This is a genomic window from Stackebrandtia sp., from assembly GCF_035643755.1.
In the GTDB taxonomy this organism is placed as follows: Bacteria; Actinomycetota; Actinomycetes; order Mycobacteriales; family Micromonosporaceae; genus Stackebrandtia.
In genome coordinates this window covers 1-16,461 of the sequence record NZ_DASQPW010000284.1, presented here as the reverse complement: position 1 = coordinate 16,461, position 16,461 = coordinate 1, and the positions used below count along the sequence as shown (strand labels likewise).

At 69.3% G+C, this 16,461-nt stretch carries 15 protein-coding genes, 1 tRNA gene and 1 pseudogene; 12 read left to right on the top strand and 5 right to left on the bottom strand.

Annotation, left to right across the window (positions count from 1 at the left end):
* From scpB to VE172_RS22255, 7 genes are all read left to right on the top strand, one after another.
* On the top strand, nucleotides 1–246 hold a 246-nt coding region (scpB, locus tag VE172_RS22285; RefSeq protein ID WP_324804204.1), incomplete at its 5' end, for an SMC-Scp complex subunit ScpB.
* Nucleotides 236–967, top strand: a complete 732-nt coding sequence (locus tag VE172_RS22280) for a pseudouridine synthase (RefSeq protein WP_324804203.1) — start codon at nucleotides 236–238, stop codon at nucleotides 965–967. The genes scpB and VE172_RS22280, both read left to right, overlap by 11 nt.
* Before the next feature lie 18 nt (nucleotides 968–985).
* The gene (locus tag VE172_RS22275; RefSeq protein WP_324804202.1) at nucleotides 986–1,783 is read left to right on the top strand and encodes an SDR family NAD(P)-dependent oxidoreductase; all 798 of its coding nucleotides are present in this window, start codon (nucleotides 986–988) and stop codon (nucleotides 1,781–1,783) included.
* A gap of 91 nt (nucleotides 1,784–1,874) precedes the next feature.
* Nucleotides 1,875–2,543 carry a (d)CMP kinase gene (gene cmk, locus VE172_RS22270; RefSeq protein WP_324804205.1) on the top strand — a complete coding sequence of 223 codons (669 nt, stop codon included), beginning with the start codon at nucleotides 1,875–1,877 and terminating at the stop codon, nucleotides 2,541–2,543.
* The gene (gene der, locus VE172_RS22265; RefSeq protein ID WP_324804201.1) at nucleotides 2,540–3,925 is read left to right on the top strand and encodes a ribosome biogenesis GTPase Der; all 1,386 of its coding nucleotides are present in this window, start codon (nucleotides 2,540–2,542) and stop codon (nucleotides 3,923–3,925) included. Before cmk ends, der begins: the two co-directional genes overlap by 4 nt.
* Nucleotides 3,926–4,010: 85 nt before the next feature.
* Nucleotides 4,011–4,087, top strand: a tRNA-Pro gene (locus VE172_RS22260).
* Nucleotides 4,088–4,841: 754 nt separating this feature from the next.
* Complete coding sequence (locus VE172_RS22255; RefSeq protein WP_324804200.1) at nucleotides 4,842–5,360, top strand: hypothetical protein; 519 nt, start codon at nucleotides 4,842–4,844, stop codon at nucleotides 5,358–5,360.
* Between the two features lie 95 nt (nucleotides 5,361–5,455).
* Here VE172_RS22255 and VE172_RS22250 read toward each other — a convergent pair whose 3' ends face one another.
* A complete protein-coding gene (locus VE172_RS22250; protein WP_324804199.1) occupies nucleotides 5,456–7,021 on the bottom strand; it encodes an MFS transporter in 1,566 nt (521 codons plus the stop codon).
* A gap of 82 nt (nucleotides 7,022–7,103) precedes the next feature.
* On the opposite strand from VE172_RS22250, the gene VE172_RS22245 reads away from it, so the two are divergent.
* Nucleotides 7,104–7,838: a winged helix-turn-helix transcriptional regulator gene (locus tag VE172_RS22245; RefSeq protein WP_324804198.1), complete on the top strand. Its 735-nt coding sequence runs from the start codon at nucleotides 7,104–7,106 to the stop codon at nucleotides 7,836–7,838.
* A gap of 192 nt (nucleotides 7,839–8,030) precedes the next feature.
* Nucleotides 8,031–10,133 carry a RecQ family ATP-dependent DNA helicase gene (locus tag VE172_RS22240; protein WP_324804197.1) on the top strand — a complete coding sequence of 701 codons (2,103 nt, stop codon included), beginning with the start codon at nucleotides 8,031–8,033 and terminating at the stop codon, nucleotides 10,131–10,133.
* A gap of 129 nt (nucleotides 10,134–10,262) precedes the next feature.
* Here the strand turns inward: VE172_RS22240 and VE172_RS22235 are convergent, their stop codons facing one another.
* The gene (locus tag VE172_RS22235; RefSeq protein WP_324804196.1) at nucleotides 10,263–10,628 is read right to left on the bottom strand and encodes a nuclear transport factor 2 family protein; all 366 of its coding nucleotides are present in this window, start codon (nucleotides 10,626–10,628) and stop codon (nucleotides 10,263–10,265) included.
* A gap of 128 nt (nucleotides 10,629–10,756) precedes the next feature.
* Here VE172_RS22235 and VE172_RS22230 point away from each other — a divergent pair, with 128 nt between their 5' ends.
* Nucleotides 10,757–11,578, top strand: coding sequence for a helix-turn-helix domain-containing protein (locus tag VE172_RS22230; protein WP_324804195.1), 822 nt, complete (start codon nucleotides 10,757–10,759; stop codon nucleotides 11,576–11,578).
* 159 nt (nucleotides 11,579–11,737) lie between these two features.
* Nucleotides 11,738–12,715, top strand: a pseudogene (locus VE172_RS22225) (chitinase); the annotation flags it as partial.
* Between the two features lie 55 nt (nucleotides 12,716–12,770).
* Here VE172_RS22225 and VE172_RS22220 read toward each other — a convergent pair.
* Nucleotides 12,771–14,417, bottom strand: a complete 1,647-nt coding sequence (locus tag VE172_RS22220; RefSeq protein ID WP_324804193.1) for a bifunctional 3'-5' exonuclease/DNA polymerase — start codon at nucleotides 14,415–14,417, stop codon at nucleotides 12,771–12,773.
* A gap of 146 nt (nucleotides 14,418–14,563) precedes the next feature.
* Between VE172_RS22220 and VE172_RS22215 the strand changes: the two genes are divergently transcribed.
* Complete coding sequence (locus VE172_RS22215) at nucleotides 14,564–15,205, top strand: LysE family translocator (RefSeq protein ID WP_324804192.1); 642 nt, start codon at nucleotides 14,564–14,566, stop codon at nucleotides 15,203–15,205.
* Between the two features lie 2 nt (nucleotides 15,206–15,207).
* On the opposite strand, the gene VE172_RS22210 is transcribed toward VE172_RS22215, so the two are convergent.
* Complete coding sequence (locus VE172_RS22210; protein ID WP_324804191.1) at nucleotides 15,208–15,990, bottom strand: FHA domain-containing protein; 783 nt, start codon at nucleotides 15,988–15,990, stop codon at nucleotides 15,208–15,210.
* 9 nt (nucleotides 15,991–15,999) lie between these two features.
* On the bottom strand, nucleotides 16,000–16,461 hold a 462-nt coding region (locus VE172_RS22205; protein ID WP_324804190.1), incomplete at its 5' end, for a hypothetical protein.

The following is a 16,461-nucleotide window of genomic DNA, read 5'->3' as shown; positions in this document are numbered from 1 at the left end:
CAACCCGTCACCCGGGGCCGGATCTCGGCGATCCGCGGCGTCAACTGCGACGGGGTGATCCGCACCCTCACCACCCGCGGGCTCATCGAGGAATGCGGCACCGAGCCCGACTCGGGCGCCAACCTGTACCGCACCACCTCGCTGTTCCTGGAGAAGCTGGGCATCAACTCCACCACGGAACTGCCGCCGCTGGCGCCCTTCCTGCCCGACAACGTCAGCGAGATCGGAGAAGGAAATGGCGACTGAGACCGACGGCATCCGCCTGCAGAAGGTGCTGGCCTCGGCCGGGGTCGGTTCGCGGCGCGCCTGCGAGGAGCTGATCGCCGCCGGGCGGGTCACCGTGGACGGCGAGGTCGCGGTGCTGGGCCGCCGGGTCCGGCCCGAGGCCGTCATCCACGTCGACGGCGACCGGGTGATCACCGACGTGCGCACCGTCCACTACGCGCTCAACAAGCCCCGCGGCATCGTGTCCACCATGGACGACGAGAAGGGCCGACCGGGACTGGTCGAGTTCACCTCCGGGTTGTCGGAGCGGGTGTTCCACGTCGGACGCCTCGACACCGACTCCGAGGGCCTGCTGCTGCTCACCAACGACGGCGAGCTGGGCAACCGGCTGGCCCACCCGTCCTGGGAGATCCCCAAGACCTACCGCTGCCAGGTCACCGGCTTCGCCGGTCCCGCCATCGCCCGCCGCCTCGCCTCCGGCGTCACCCTGGAGGACGGCCCGGTCACCGTCGACAGCTTCAAGGTGATCGACGAGTTCGGGGAGCAGGCGCTGGTGGAGGTCGTCGTCCACGAGGGACGCAAACACATCGTCCGTCGGCTGATGGACGAGGTCGGTCTCCCGGTGAATCGCTTGGTGCGCACCGCCATCGGGGACGTGAGACTCGGTAACCTCAAACCCGGGACGGTCAGACGCCTTCGCCCGGAGGAGATCGCGTCCCTCTACCAAGCGGTCGGCCTGTAGACCCTCGGGAGGAACCCCTTGCGCATCAACGGAAGCACAGTTCTCATCACCGGAGCGTCCACCGGAATCGGCGCCGCGACCGCCCGCGAGTTCGCGAAATACGGCGCCGAGGTGGACCTGGCCGCTCGCAACGGCGACGCCCTGGCCTGCGTCGCCGACGAGATCATCGCCGCCGGCGGCGTCGCCCGCTTTCACCCCGCAGACCTGTCCACCGTCGACGGCGCCCGCGGCCTGGCCGCCGCGGTCGACACCCCCGACATCCTGGTCAACTGCGCCGGGGCCGGGCGGATGATCTTCGCCGAGGAGACCAGCCCCGAGGAGTTCGCGTCGATGGCCGCGGTGCCCTACCTGGCCGCCGGCTACATCACCTTCACGCTGCTGCCGGCCATGATCGCGCGCGGCAGCGGGCGGATCGTCAACGTCAACTCGCCCGCCTCCCGGGTGGTGTGGCCGTCGGCCGCGGGCTACGCGTCGGCGCGCTGGGCGCTGCGCGGCCTCACCGAGGGGCTGCGCGCCGACCTGCGTGGCACCGGGGTCGGCGTCACCGAGGTGATCCCCGGCGAGGTGTCCAGCGAATACTGGCGGCACAACCCCGGTTCGGCCGAGCGGCTGCCGTCCATCTCCAAGCTGCTGCCCACCCTCACCCCCGACAAGGTCGCCGCCAAGCTGGTACGCGCCGCCGCGGTGGGCCGCGCCGAGGTGGTGTTCCCGCTGCTGCTGCGCGCGCTCACCGCGCAGGCCCGCCTCGCCCCGCGACTGGTCGCCGGTGTGGTCGCCGCCACGGGCGCCAAACGTGAAATACCCAAACGTGCCTGATAACACCCGCGCCACATCACCCACAACCCGATCCGACCAGGCATCATAGATGAGGGTCGCCACACACGAGGAGAAAACAGCCGTGACCAGCATGAGCGCATTCCGCGGAGTGATCGCCATCGACGGGCCCTCCGGCTCCGGTAAGTCCAGTGTCGCTCGGCGGCTCGCCACCGACCTCGGCGCCGCCTGCCTCGACACCGGCGCGACGTACCGCACCGCCACCCTCGCGGTGCTGCGGTCGGGCGTTCACCTCGGCGACAAGCAGACCATCCTCAAGGTGGTGGAGACCGCCACCATGGAGTTCGGCACCGTCCCGGACGACCGCTACTCGCTGCTGGACGGCGTCAACGTCGACGCCGAGATTCGCGGCGACGAGGTGACCGCGACCGTCTCGGCCGTGTCGGGCATCCCCGAGGTGCGGCAGTACCTGATCCGCCGCCAGCGCGACATCATCGCCGCCGCCGACCACGGCATCGTGGTGGAGGGCCGCGACATCGGCGAGGTCGTCGCCCCCGACGCCGACCTCAAGGTCTACCTGACCGCCGACGCCACCGAGCGGGCCCGCCGCCGCAGCAGCCAAAACGGCGCCGACCTGGCCGCCACCGCCGCCGACATCACCCGGCGCGACACCGCCGACGCCAAGACCACCCGGCCGCACGACGCCGCGCCCGGCGCCGTGATCGTCGACACCACCCACCTCGACCTGGACCAGGTCATCACCGCGCTGCACGAGCTGGTGGATCGCCGGGTGGCGGCATGACCGAGCCCGGCCCCGGAATCGAGGCCCCGCCGGCACCTGACACCGAGCCCGTCCCGGTGCTCGCCGTCGTCGGACGCCCCAACGTCGGCAAGTCCACCCTGGTCAACCGGCTGATCGGCCGCCGCCAGGCCGTCGTGGAGGACACCCCCGGCGTCACCCGCGACCGGATTCCCTATGACGCCCAATGGAACGGGCGCCGCTTCACCGTCGTCGACACCGGCGGCTGGGAGCCCGACGCCGAGGGCCGCGCCGCCGCCATCGCCGCGCAGGCCGAGGCCGCCATCGCCTCCGGCGACGTCATCGCGCTGGTCGTCGACTCCACCGTCGGCGCCACCGACGCCGACCTGGCCGCCGCCCGCGTGCTGCAACGCACCAAAAAGCCCGTCATCCTGGTGGCCAACAAGGTCGACAACACCCGCACCGAGGCCGACACCGCCGACCTGTGGTCCCTGGGTCTCGGCCAGCCCTTCCCGGTCTCGGCCCTGCACGGGCGCGGCTCCGGCGACCTGCTCGACACCATCCTCGACGTGCTGCCCGCCCTGCCCGAGGCCAACCTCGAGGAGGAGGGCGGCCCCCGCCGGGTGGCCCTGATCGGGCGCCCCAACGTCGGCAAGTCCAGCCTGCTCAACCGGCTGGCCAAGGAGGACCGCGTCGTCGTCGACGCGGTCGCGGGCACCACGGTGGACCCGGTCGACAGCCTCATCGAGCTCGACGGCGAGACCTGGCGCTTCGTCGACACCGCCGGCCTGCGCAAGCGCGCCAAACAGGCCTCGGGCACCGAGTACTACGCGGCGCTGCGCACCGCCTCGGCGGTCGAATCGGCCGAGGTCGCCGTGGTCCTGCTGGACTCCTCCGAGCCGATCAGCGAACAGGACCAGCGCGTCATCACCCAGGTCATCGAGTCCGGCCGCGCCCTGGTGATCGCCTTCAACAAGTGGGACCTCGTCGACGACGACCGCCGCTTCAACCTGGCCAAGGAGATCGACCGCGACCTGCGCCGCGTCACCTGGGCCCCGCGGGTCAACATCTCCGCGGCCACGGGCCGCTCCGTCGCCAAGCTCGCCCCGGTCCTGCGCACGGCGCTTTCCGGTTGGGAGAAACGCATCCCCACCGGCGAGCTCAACCAGTGGATCTCGTCCCTGATCGCCGCCCACCCCCACCCCATCCGGGGCGGCAAGGCGCCGCGGGTGCTGTTCATGACCCAGGCGGGCATCCGTCCGCCGACGTTCGTGCTGTTCACCTCGGGCAGGCTCGACCCGCAATACATCCGCTACGTGGAGCGCCGGCTGCGCGAGGACTTCGGCTTCGAGGGCTCGCCGATCGCGATCAGCGTCAAGGCGCGGGAGAAGCGCGGCAAGAACGCCCGGGGCGGCCGCCGCTAGGCGATACCCGCTTGAGGCCCACCGACGGGCTCGGCTAAAGTATGCGAGGTCGCCGACCCTCGAACATCGGCGGCACAAGGTTCCACGGGCTGTGGCGCAGTTTGGTAGCGCACCTCACTGGGGGTGAGGGGGTCGCAGGTTCAAGTCCTGTCAGCCCGACCATTGGACTGGTATTCGAACCCTGGGCACTTTTTATAGGTGTCCAGGGTTTCGTGTTGGTGCCCGCGATGCGCGTGCAGCCCCCTGACCGCCGTGAGGTGTTCGTGTAGGGGGTGCGGTGCGGGTGGCGGGCTGGTCGTGGGCGATATTCGGGGTATCGGGGTCGTCTGCGTCTATGTAGAGCTTGTCGAGGCACGGTGTTGTCAGGGTTCTTCGTAGCTTGTCGGGGAGGGTCTTGAACAGGTCGCGGGGCCGGGTGAGCAGGTTGGGTAGCGCGGTGATGCGGGTTTGTGCGGTCTCGATGTCTATGGTGTCGGCCCCGCCGAGGTTTTGTCTGATCTTGTCGCGTTCGAGATTGAGGTCTTTGAGTCGCTTGGAGAGTTTCTCGGTGGGTCAGTCAGGTTTGCCGAGTAGGTCGAGGCATTGGTCTTCGAGGTAGTGATCCCAGGTGCGAGCGGTGGTGCGCCAGGCCCATAGCGCTTCTGCCCATGGTGTTTTGTCGGTGGCCGCGTCGCGGAGTCCGTCGGGCAGTCGCCACCGGGCGGGGGCCACGATGACGTCGCCGAAGTGGGCCCGTCAGCGCGCCGATCGAGACGCCGAAACAATCCCGAACTCCTACCCCGAGCTGCCCGGTTTGGGTACTGGAATGTCCACCAAATGTGGGCCAGAACCAGAATCCAAACTCACTGGGGACACGGCCATCCGCGTCCGCAACCTGTCGGGGTGATGCCGAACCCCAGACTTCCAAAGGATGTATATGAAGGCGCCCGAAGACACCCGACCGAACTACCGCCTGTGGCATGCCACCTGTTCGCGGGGATCCGGTGGACTGGCCGTGTGCTTCGATGTCACGGCGGGCGAGTTCGTTGGATTGGCAGACGGCGATCACGCACTGATGGCCGCGTTCGCGAAGTCTCTCGGCTTGGGAACGGTCGAGGTGCGGTCGTGGCGCATCGAGCGGTTCTGCTCGCCGTACTACGGGTATGACCACCACGGTGAGGACTGGCGAGAACGCCTGGACGTGGCCTGGCGTGTCACCGTGAACGTCGCCGGCGATGCCAGGCCGTTTGATTACTCCGGTCTCGGCCCGATGTTCGTCCACGGTCACGACAGCACCTGGCTTGACGACACCCTGTGGTGGGGTGAATCGCGGTCGTCGAGGTTGTCGAATACACCGGGCCACAAAGAACGATCGCACAAGCCAGAGTCCATCTTGGTGCCTTGGAGTTTCCCAGCGCCGCGGACCATGTCGCACAGATCGTCTCGCAACGGTTGACCGCACCTGCCTACTCCGCGGGGGGTTGGAGTCGGGGAACTTGACGGTGTCGTCATCCGGCTGTTGGGCGTGACGGGTGGCCCCAACGTGGTCGGCTACGTGCGAGGAGACAGCACGGCCTCCTGAGGGGCGACCGAGGCGTTGGCATGGAACCTGCGACCCGGGAGGGCGAGGAGGCCAGCGAGTGCCGCGGCGTAGCAGAGGGCGGAGACCACGATGCACGCGATGGTCAGTCCGTCGAGGAACGAGTTCTGGACCGCGGTGAGGAGCGTGCGGTCGGCCCCGGCGAAACCGAAGGCCACGGGTACCGAATCTGCTGCCTCGTTCGCGTGTCCGGTGGCGGCGAAGGGGCCGTCGCGCAGGCTCGCCCCGAACACTGAGGAGAAAACGGAGCCGATGACGGCTACTCCGAGAGTGGAGCCGAGTTCGCGAGTGGCGTCGTTGACCGCGGAACCGACGCCCGCGCGGGTCGGTGGTAGCACCAACATGATGGATTCGGTGGCAGGCGTGGAGATGAGGCCGATGCCCAGACCCATGAGCACCATCTGCGGCACGATGGTCGACCAGTAAGCGGTGTCGACTTCGATGCTGCCAGCGATCCAGGCCATAGCGGTGCCGAACGACACCAACCCGCTGACGACCACAGCCTTCGTGCCTATCCGCGGTGCCAGCGCGCCGCCGGCGACGGAGGCGATCGCGATCGCTATCGCGACGGGCAAGATTCGTGCGCCCGTCGACAGCGGGCTGAATTCACGGACGACCTGGAAATACAGGGTGATCAGGAAGATGAAGCCGGCGAGCGCGAAGAAGGCGACGGCGACGGAGGCGCTGGCGGCGCTGAAGCGACGGTCAGTGAAGAGCCGTACGTCGAGCATCGGGTGTTCGGCCGCGCGCTCGACAAACACGAACACCACCAACAGTACGGCTGACCCGGCGAGACCCAGTAGGGTCGCCATGCTGTGCCAGCCGCGCTCAGGTCCCTCGATCACGGTGTAGGTCAGTAGCCCGAGGAAACCGATCGAGACCATCAGGCCGCGCCGATCCAGCCGCAGCACGGACGACTCGCGAGACTCCGGCACAAGCAGGAACGCGAGCAACGCGGCCAGCAGCGCGGGCGGGACGAGCGCCAACAAGACACTGCCCCAGTAGAAGTGCTCCAGCAACAGCCCACTGGTCACCGGACCGGAAGCCACGCCGACGCCCACCACCGCGCCCCAACCACCGATGGCTGCCGCGCGCTGGCGACGGTCGCGGAAAGTGTTGGAGATGACCGACAGGGTGGTCGGAAAGATCAGGGCCGCGAACACACCCATCCCGAACCGCGCGACGATCAGTGCGCCGGTGTCGTCGACCAGCGCTCCGGCTATCGACGCCGCGGCGAACCCGAGCAGGCCGAGGATGAGCGCGGGGCGTCGTCCGTAGCGATCGGAGAGGCTTCCCGCGGCCAGAACCAATGCGGCGAACGCCAAGTTGTAGCCGTCGACAACCCACTGCAGTCCGCGCGTTCCAGCGTCGAGTTCCTTGGCGATGGTCGGCAAGGCGACATTCACGATCGTGACGTCGAGGTTGATCGCCAGCGTCGCGACGTACACCGCCGCCAGGATTCCGGCCTTGCGGCCCCAGGTCAGGGTGGGCGACGTGACGAGGGGACTCAAGCGCATGCTCCGAGTTATACCGGTTTTACTTCAGAAAATCAAGTGCAAGCTATTGAATATCAAGTAACGGTTGTCGTAGTGTCGGGGGATGCGCTCCTACCGTCATTACTGCTCGGTCGCGAAGGCCCTCGATGTGATCGGCGACCGCTGGACGCTCCTGGTGGTCCGCGAGCTTTTGCTCCAAGGCGGTTGCCGCTACACCGACCTGCTGACCGGGCTGCCCGGCATCTCAACCAACCTGCTCGGCGACCGTTTGAGGCAGCTCGAGTCGAACGGGCTGTTGCGACGGGAAGCAGCACCGCCGCCGGTAGCCGCGACTTTGTACCACCTGACTGACGACGGCAGAGAACTTGAGCCGGTCATCGGCGCGCTCGGACACTTCGGCGCAAGGTATATGGCCGACTTCAACGGTGACGAGGAGTTCCGCCCTCACTGGTTCACCTTTCCCGTCTCACAACTTCTCGAGGACGCCGAACCTTCGGGTCCAACGGTCGTCATCGAGGTCCGCAGTGGGGACCGACCCGCGTTCATCGAACTGAACAACGGTGAGCTGCGCACGACGCTAACCGCCCCACGACCCCCCGACCTCGTCCTCACTGGCGCCGCCCCCCTCATCCTCGGCGTACTCACAGGGCAGCTCACCGTGCCAGGCGCTCGTCAGCTGGGGCTGGAAACTGACGGATCAACCGCACCCTTGCGGAGGCTTCGATACCTGGGGCTCCGCACCACCATTCCGACTAGGGCGTGTCCTGTGAACGCCATTGAGAAAGCGGTTGAGACGTCCGACAGGAGACATGTGCTTGAAGACTTAGCCGATGCGTGAAACCGGGCATTGTGGATCGAGCGCGGGCAGTCGGTGGGCTTACGCCGTGTCCGGACCGGCGGCATCGCTGCCTTGGCATTTGGCCGGTCGCCGGCGAACACGGCGTGCGGCGTCGGTGTGACTAGTCGGTCCGGCCTGCGGGCAGCTCAGTCTCTTATGGTCGTGTCACCTGGCTGGGGTACAAAGAGCGCTATGGCCATTGACAAGGAGCACGCCGAGGCGATCCTGCGCGAGCTGGCGGGGCCCGAGGCGCGGCTGCGGGACGACCAGTGGCGGGCGATTCGGGCACTCGTCGAGGATCGCAAGCGCGTGTTGCTGGTGCAGCGCACCGGTTTTGGAAAGTCGGCGGTGTACTTCGTCGCCACCCGGCTGCTGCGCGACGCCGCGGCGGGGCCTACGGTCATCGTGTCGCCGCTGTTGGCGTTGATGCGCAACCAGATCGATGCGGCCGCGTCGGCGGGGATCCGCGCCAACACCATCAACTCGGCGAATTCCCACGAGTGGGACGCCGTCTTCGCCGACGTCGCGACCGGCGCCGTCGACGTCCTGCTGGTGAGCCCCGAACGGCTCAACAATCCCGATTTCCGGGACAACGTGCTGCCCAAGCTCGCGGCCAACGCCGGGATGCTGGTGGTGGACGAGGCGCATTGCATCTCCGACTGGGGCCACGACTTCCGGCCCGACTACCGGCGCCTGCGGACGTTCTTGGCCGGACTGCCCGAGCGGGTTCCGGTGCTGGCGACCACGGCCACGGCCAACGCCCGGGTGTCGGCGGACATCGCCGAGCAGCTGACGGGGGAGTACGCCGACGCCTCCGGCCGCGAAACGCTGGTGCTGCGCGGCGGCCTGGACCGGAAATCCCTCGCGCTGTCCGTGGTGCGACTCGACGACAATGCCCAGCGGCTCGCCTGGCTCGACGAATGGCTGCCGAGGCTGCCCGGCAGCGGCATCGTGTACTCGCTGACCGTGGCCGGCGCCAACGACATCGCCGATCACCTGCGCGCCAGGGGACACCGGGTGGCTGCCTACAGTGGGCAGACCGAGCCCACCGAGCGGCAACAACTCGAGGCCGATCTGCTGGACAACAACGTCAAGGCGCTGGTGGCCACCAGCGCGCTGGGCATGGGTTTCGACAAGCCCGATCTGGGTTTCGTGGTGCACGTCGGCGCCCCTTCGTCCCCTGTGGCCTATTACCAGCAGGTGGGCCGGGCGGGCCGGGCCGTCGACCGCGCCGAGGTGATCCTGCTGCCGGCGGGCGAGGACGTCCGGATCTGGAAGTACTTCGCGTCCCTGTCCTTCCCCGGCGAGGAACAGGTGCGCGCGGTGCTCGACATGCTGGACCGAGCCTCCGCTACGTTGTCGGTGGGCGCCATCGAAACCGGGGTCGAGCTGCGCCGCGCCCGGCTGGAGATGATGTTGAAGGTGCTCGACGTGGACGGCGCGGTGCGGCGGGTGCGGGGCGGTTGGGAATCGACCGGCCGGCCGTGGGCGTACGACGGACAACGGTACGAGCGCGTTGAGGCCACCCGCGGCCACGAACAGCAGCGGATGCTCGCCTACAGCTCCACAGGAGAATGTCGTCTGGCGTTCCTGCGCCGCGAGCTGGACGACGACACCGCCGCCGATTGCGGACGGTGCGACAACTGCGCCGGGCCGCGTTTCGGCGGGGATGTGTCCCGGGACGCCACCGCTGCCGCCGCCGCGACCCTGAACCGGCCCGGGATCGTCGTGGAGCCCCGTCGCATGTGGCCCGCCGGAATGAAGTCCATCGACGTCCCGGTCTCGGGGAAGATCCCCGAAGCCGAGCGCGCCGAGACCGGGCGCGCCCTGGGCCGGATGTCCGACATCGGTTGGGGCAACGCACTTCGGGCGCTGTTCGCCGACCCGGCGGACGGGCAGGCCGACGACGCCATGTGTGACGCGCTGATCAAGGTGCTGGCGGCCTGGGACTGGGAACACCGCCCGGACACGGTGGTTTCGGTGGGGTCGCGATCGCGGCCACTGCTGGTCGACGGCCTGGCTCAGCGCATGGCCGCGATCGGTCGGATGGACTACCTGGGCGCGCTCACCCGCCGCGGCGGCGCGCCGTCACGGCCCGATCCCAGCAACAGCGCCCGCCGCCTGGCCGGTGTCCACGACGCCTTCACCGTCGGCTTCGAGGTCCCGCCCGGCAGCGACGTGCTGCTCATCGACGACGTGCGCGAGTCGGGCTGGACGCTGACGGTCGCGGCACGTCTCTTGCGCCGGGCGGGGGCGCGGTCGGTGCTTCCGCTGGTGTTGGCGGTCGACGGCTGATCACCCGTCATGGAGCTGATGTCGCCTCCGTGATCCGTTCGGGGACGAGTAATCGCCTCCAGGTCGATGACGATCGAACCCCCTGACAGGGCTCGCCCGTCAGGGGGTTTCGTCGTGAGTGGACACTTCTCAGGCGGCGGGCGCCTTGTCGATGAAGCCGTGGACGGCGGTGATCCTGCCGTCGGCGTCGAGGTTGACCACGTCGAAGCCCAGCACCGGGGCGTCGGCGCCGTCGGGGCCGAGGCTCCAGGCGAAGCGGGCCTGGTCGTGGTGGCCGTCGACGGGGCCCGACAGGCGGAAGGCCCAGCCGGGGAACTGGCCGTGGGCCGCGCCGATGAAGGCGTCGACCCCGTCGCGGCCGGTCACGGCGGCCATCGGGTCGACGTAGCTGACGTCGGCCGCGAACACCGTGGCGACGAGGTCCCGGCGGCGCGGGGCGTCGGTGGCGTTGAAGGCGTCGATGTAGGCCGCGGCGATGGCGTCGAAGTCGTGCATGAGGGTTTCCTCCTGTGAGTGGGTCTCGCCGGTTCGCGATGACGTCACCAGACTGTCCGGCCGCGGGCGCCTCGTCGATTACCTGACAGGTAATGAGGGGCGTTACCCGGGGTTTTAGGGTGGGGCGCATGGCAACCCCACTCGCGTCCACCCCGACCCGGCACGGCGCCGGCGAGCTGATCCGGCACTGGCGCACCCAGCGGCACCTCACCCAGCAGGAGCTGGCGATCGGGTGCCGGGTGTCGGCGCGGCATCTGAGCTTCGTCGAGACCGGGCGGTCGCGGCCCGGCCCGGAACTGGTGATGCGGGTGTGCGAGCGCTTGGAGGTGCCGCTGCGGTTTCGCAACGACATCCTGCTGGCGGCCGGGCACGCCCCCGCCTACGGCGAGTCGGAGCTGTCCGAGCCGTCCATGCGGGTGGTCAGCGAGGCGCTGATCCGGATCCTGGACGGGCACCTGCCGTTTCCCGCCGTCGTGGTGGATCGGCACTGGGGCATGGTCGACGCCAACGCGGGCATCGATCGGCTGGTCGCCGGGTGCGCCGCGGCGCTGCTGGAGCCGCCGGTGAACGTGCTGCGGCTGAGTCTGCACCCCGACGGGATGGCGCCGCGGATCCGCAACCTTCCGCAGTGGCGCGGCCACGTCCTGTCCCGGCTGGAGCACCAGCTCCAGGCCACCGGGGACATCGAGCTGGCCGCGCTGCGCGACGAGCTGCGCGGGTATCCCGGCGGGACCGATCACGCGCCGCCCCACAGCCTGATGGTCCCGTTGCGGCTGGCGACCGAGGCCGGTGAGCTGTCGTTCTTCAGCACCACAACGGTTTTCGGCACCCCGATGGACGTGACCGTTGCCGAGCTGGCGATCGAGTCGTTCTTTCCGGCCGACGCGGCGACCGGTGATCTGTTGCGGGACAACATTAAACACTCCTTAAACATGTCCGATTCGGGGTGAAAGCCCGCCGCGGGGCATTGACTCGGGGAAAGCGTGACGATAAATTGACGCATGCGGATATAGAAAGACTCTTTACCAATGGGTCCGATATCCGTACCGCCCATGCATCACCAGACAGGAGACACCCGTATGAAACGGAAAACCCGGATTGTGGCGCTCGGCGCGGCCGTGGTGCTAGCGGTGGGCGCCGCCGGCACCGGGTACGCGTTCGCCGACGACAATGGAGGGTCATCGGGCTCCGGCACCTCGGCGAACCTCGCGGCCGACGGACTCGCCGCCGCCCCCTACCTCTTCGAGGGCTGGGGCGACCCGCCGGACCCGAAGACCGTCATGGACGCCACCGGCATCAAGGCGTTCACCATGGCGTTCGTGCTGTCCGACGGCACCTGCAACCCCGCGTGGGACGGCAACCGCCCGCTCACCGGCGGCGTGGACGAGCAGACCATCAAGGCCGTCCGTGACGCCGGCGGCGACGTCATGCCCTCGATCGGCGGCTGGCAGGGCGACAAGCTCGGCCCGCGCTGCTCCAGCCCCGAGGACCTGGCGGGCGCCTACCAGAAGGTGATCGACGCGTTCCAGCTCAAGGCGATCGATGTGGACATCGAGAACACCGACGAGATGGAAAACGCCGAGGTCCAGGACCGCATCCTGGGCGCGCTGAAGATCGTGAAGGAGAAGAACCCCGACGTCACGACGATCGCGACCTTCGGCACCACCACCTCCGGCCCCAACCAGTACGGGGACCGGCTGATCACCCAGGCCAAGGCCCTGGACTCCAACATCGACGTCTTCTCGATCATGCCCTTCGACTTCGGCAGCACCGACGTCGCCTCCGACACCGAGAAGGCGTCGGATGGCTTGCGCGACAAGCTGAAGGCCGCCTACGGCTGGGACGACGCCACGGCGTACTCCCACATGGGCATCTCGGGTATGAACGGCATGTCCGACCAGTCGGAGACCACCGACACGGCGGCGTGGACGAAGATTCGCGACTGGGCCAAGGACAAGGGCCTGGCGCGGCTGGCGTTTTGGGCCGTGAACCGGGACCGCCCGTGCCCGGGCGGCGGCACCGTGTCCAACTGCAGCGGCATCGACCAACAGGACTGGGACTTCACCAAGATAACCGCGGGCTTTTAGCCGAACCACTCCTTCCCATAAAGGGCGGGTGACCCGGGCTCGGAGGGTCACCCGCCTACTTCGCGTCCGCGTAGGAGTCGACGGCGACGGCCGCCAGCGGGACCCGCACCCGGTTGTGTCCGAACAGCAGGCGGGTGGCGGTGTCGGCGCACTCCTGGACGGCGGCCGACACCGCTTCGGCACGCGCCTCGGGACAGTGGACGATGATCTCGTCGTGCTGGAAGAACACCAGCTCCCCGAGGCCGCCGTCGCGCAGCGCCGTCCTCAACAGCGCCATCATGGACAGCGCCCATTCGGCGGCGGTGCCCTGGACGACGAAGTTGCGGGTGAAGCGGCCCCGGTCGCGGGCGGAGCGGGTGCCGTCGGATCCCGTCAGGGCGTTCCACCAGCGGTTGCTCGCGGCGGGGCTGGTGCGGCCCAGCCAGGTCGACACCGTCCGCCCCTTCTCGCCGTCGCGGGCGGCTTCCTCCACATAGCGGTAGGCGACCGGAAAGCGTTGGCGCATCACCGAAAGCAGCACGGTGGCGTTGCCCGCGGTGCCGCCGTACATCGCCGACAACAGCGCGATCTTGGCGTCGGCGCGGCTGCCGCCGAAGGTGGGCGCCAGGGCGGCGTACATGTCGTCGTCCTGGCTGGCGGCGATCATGCCGGGATCGCCCGACATGGCCGCCAGCATCCGCGGCTCGAGCTGGGAGGCGTCGGCGACGACCAGCTTGTGACCCGCGTCGGCGCACGCGGCGGCCCGGATCGTCTTGGGCATCTGCAGCGCGGCCCCGCCGTCGGTGGCCCAGCGGCCGGTGACCACGCCGCCGACCACGTAGTGGGGGCGAAAGCGCTTGGCGGGCGACTCGGGCCCGGCGGGGGAGTCGGAGATCCAGTCGTGCAGCCAGGTCCAGCCGTGTCCGGAGTGGATCCGCGCCAGCTCCTTGTAGCGCAGCAGCGGCTCGACCGCGGGATGGTCGACGCGCTTCAACTCCCAGGCGCGGGTCGTCTCGACGGGATGCCCCGCCTTGCGGAATGCGGCCAGCACCTGCTGCGGCGAGTCGGGATTGAGCGGGTGATCGAAGGCGGCGGCGATCTGGTCGGCGAGCTGCTGGAGCTTCTTGGGACGCATGCCGCGCACGGGTTTGGGCCCCAGCAGGTCGGTGAGGATGCCGTCGTGGACGTCGACGCGCCAGGGCAGCCCGTGGTGGGTCATCTCGGCGGCGATCAGGGCGCCGGCCGATTCCGCCGCGGCCAACAACACCAGCGCGCCCGCCGTGTTGAGGCGGCGTCGCTGATCGGCGAACACCTCGACGAGGACGTCGAGCGTCTCGCGCGGCGTCGGCCCCGTCGGCTCGTCCCCGAACAGGGTGTCCTGCACGGCGGGCTTGGCGACGGCCGGCTCGGGGATCGGCTGGTGCCGCATCCGCGCGTACGCCGCGTCGAGATGGTGGGCCTCGCCCGCGTGGCCCGTGGTGCTGATCAGGATCGCCTCGACGAGGCCGACGTCGTGGCACTGCGCCAGCCGCACCCCCGCCCCCAACAGCGGCGGGTACGCGGCGGCGACGTCCGCCAGCACCCAGCGGGGACGGTCGCGCCGCTCGATCTCGCGCAGGGCCGCGGCGAGATCCGCGACGTTTCGGGGCGCGCCAGTGGGCGCGCCGTCGGAATCCAGCGCGCACATCCAGCCGTCCGCGTCGTGACCAGGCACGACCGCCATGTACACGCCTCGATTGAAGCACCGGGGTCTGACACCCGCTCGATGCCGCGCCACCGAGAGATGCGCCACGCGTGCCGCCCATTCGCTGGCGGTGCGACGGGCGGCGGATCTAGGCTCCCAGGGCCCCCTCGGTAAGGAGTTCCACAGTGGTCAGCATCGCCGCCGTGCTGGGAGTCGCCGCCGTCGCCCTCGGCATGGTGCTCATCCCCGGCCCCAACATGTTCTACCTGGTCTCGCGCACCCTGACCCAGGACCGCCGCGCCGGTTTCGTGTCGCTGACGGGCACCGCGGCCGGATTCCTCGTCTACCTACTGGCGACGATCGCCGGGCTGGTCACCATCTTCACCCTGGTGCCCGTCGCCTACACCGCCCTGAAGCTCGCCGGCGCGATCTACCTGCTCTTCCTGGCGTGGCAGGCATTCCGGCCCGGCGGCGACTCCCCGTTCTCGCCCCGCCCGTCCGAGCCGAAGTCCTACCGCGAGCTGTTCGTCATGGGCCTGGTGACCAACCTGCTCAACCCGAAGATCGCGATCTTCTACGTGTCGCTGCTGCCGCAGTTCCTCGACCCCGCCGCGGGCCACATCGTCGCCCAGTCGCTGATACTCGGCCTCACCCAGATCGCCATCGCCCTGACCGTCAACGGCGCCATCATCGCCTGCGCGGGCGCGCTGTCGACGTTCCTGCGGAAGCGTCCACGGTGGATGCGGGCGCAGCGCGCCGTGATGGGCACCGCCCTGGCCGGCTTCGCCATCCGGATGGCCCTCGACCCCTCCAAGGCCGGGGCCTGAACTCACGACGCGGGATCCTCGAGCAGGTGCAGGTCGCTCGGCATGATCGACGTCGTCGCCAGCAGCTCGGTGATCAGGTTGTGGTTGAGGGTGTTGCCGACCGGCTCGCCGACCTCCGCGCGGGTCAGGCCGGGCACGCCCCGGGATGACAGGCGATCGCGCACCTTGGTGACGACCCGCTCCACCTTGCGGGACTCCCACGCGCCGTTGGGATGGATCCCCTTCAGCTGCGCCGCCGCCTGCACCCAGGCCAACGGCTGCGCGAACGGGTCGTTGATCAGGTATCGCTGGGCGACGCACACCACGGCGAGGCGCTCCTCCGCGCCGAGATCCCACTTGCGGGCCTCGACGGTCTTGTCGGCGTAGCGATCGGAAGCGCCGGGAGACGGCGCGGTCACGACGCGGACCTCCAGCAGGTGCTCGCGCTCGTCACACACGACGAACAGCGGCGAGTACCCCTGCGGCAGCACCGTCCAGCCGTCGGCCAACAGCAGGGGGGAGCGGGGGAAGCGGATCGGGCGCCTGCCCTCGTTGTACATGACCCACTGTTCGCCGTGGCGCTCAATGTATCCGTGGACGCGGCTGATGAGCTTGTCCCCGGCGCCGACGACGATGTGGACATTCTCGGCGTCGCGGCCGAACGTCACGCGGAAGCCGCTGTCGGGCCCCACGCTCATTCCCTGGTTCTCCCCGAGGACGAAGAGGGTGCCGGGCGGCTCGGGCGGAAGCTGGTGGGCGAGCCCGCCGATCCCCTGCGGCAGAAGCTTGACCTTGTTATGGCCCATGGCACCATCCTAATTCTTGGCCTCGAAGTGGCCGTCGGTACCCGAGGCACCGGCGCTGCCGCTTTGTGTCATGTAGCCGTCGATGAACACCCGAAACGTGATGTCGCCCGGGGGGAACCGGCACTTGAAGGTCCACTTCGTCTTGTCGGGAAGCGGAGGGATCGGGACGTCGCGCCGCCACGGCAGCTTCACGTCCTTCACCGTGGTCGGCTCGCCGTTCACCGTATAGGTCACAGTGGACAAGGACGTGGAGCCGGTGAGCCGGAACTGAAGCGTGCGCACCTGCCGGGCGGACTCCTGCGCCCGCGACCCGCCCGTCAGGGTGGCCTCGGCGGTGTCGAGGCGGTTGACGACGCCCCAGCCCACCGCACCCACCCCGGCCACGCCCGCGGCGGCCGCGACCAGCAGCCACCGGCGGGAACGACGCGCGGGCCGGTTCCGAGCGACGCCGGGGACCGCCTCGCGCGCCTG

What these genes read in the sequence shown, in the direction of transcription:
- VE172_RS22280 (WP_324804203.1), top strand. Translation starts at nt 236, where the DNA reads ATGGCGACTGAGACCGACGGCATCCGCCTGCAGAAGGTGCTGGCCTCG.
- cmk (WP_324804205.1), top strand. Translation starts at nt 1,875, where the DNA reads ATGAGCGCATTCCGCGGAGTGATCGCCATCGACGGGCCCTCCGGCTCC.
- der (WP_324804201.1), top strand. Translation starts at nt 2,540, where the DNA reads ATGACCGAGCCCGGCCCCGGAATCGAGGCCCCGCCGGCACCTGACACC.
- VE172_RS22255 (WP_324804200.1), top strand. Translation starts at nt 4,842, where the DNA reads ATGAAGGCGCCCGAAGACACCCGACCGAACTACCGCCTGTGGCATGCC.
- VE172_RS22250 (WP_324804199.1), bottom strand. Translation starts at nt 7,021, where the DNA reads ATGCGCTTGAGTCCCCTCGTCACGTCGCCCACCCTGACCTGGGGCCGC.
- VE172_RS22245 (WP_324804198.1), top strand. Translation starts at nt 7,104, where the DNA reads ATGCGCTCCTACCGTCATTACTGCTCGGTCGCGAAGGCCCTCGATGTG.
- VE172_RS22240 (WP_324804197.1), top strand. Translation starts at nt 8,031, where the DNA reads ATGGCCATTGACAAGGAGCACGCCGAGGCGATCCTGCGCGAGCTGGCG.
- VE172_RS22235 (WP_324804196.1), bottom strand. Translation starts at nt 10,628, where the DNA reads ATGCACGACTTCGACGCCATCGCCGCGGCCTACATCGACGCCTTCAAC.
- VE172_RS22230 (WP_324804195.1), top strand. Translation starts at nt 10,757, where the DNA reads ATGGCAACCCCACTCGCGTCCACCCCGACCCGGCACGGCGCCGGCGAG.
- VE172_RS22220 (WP_324804193.1), bottom strand. Translation starts at nt 14,417, where the DNA reads ATGGCGGTCGTGCCTGGTCACGACGCGGACGGCTGGATGTGCGCGCTG.
- VE172_RS22210 (WP_324804191.1), bottom strand. Translation starts at nt 15,990, where the DNA reads ATGGGCCATAACAAGGTCAAGCTTCTGCCGCAGGGGATCGGCGGGCTC.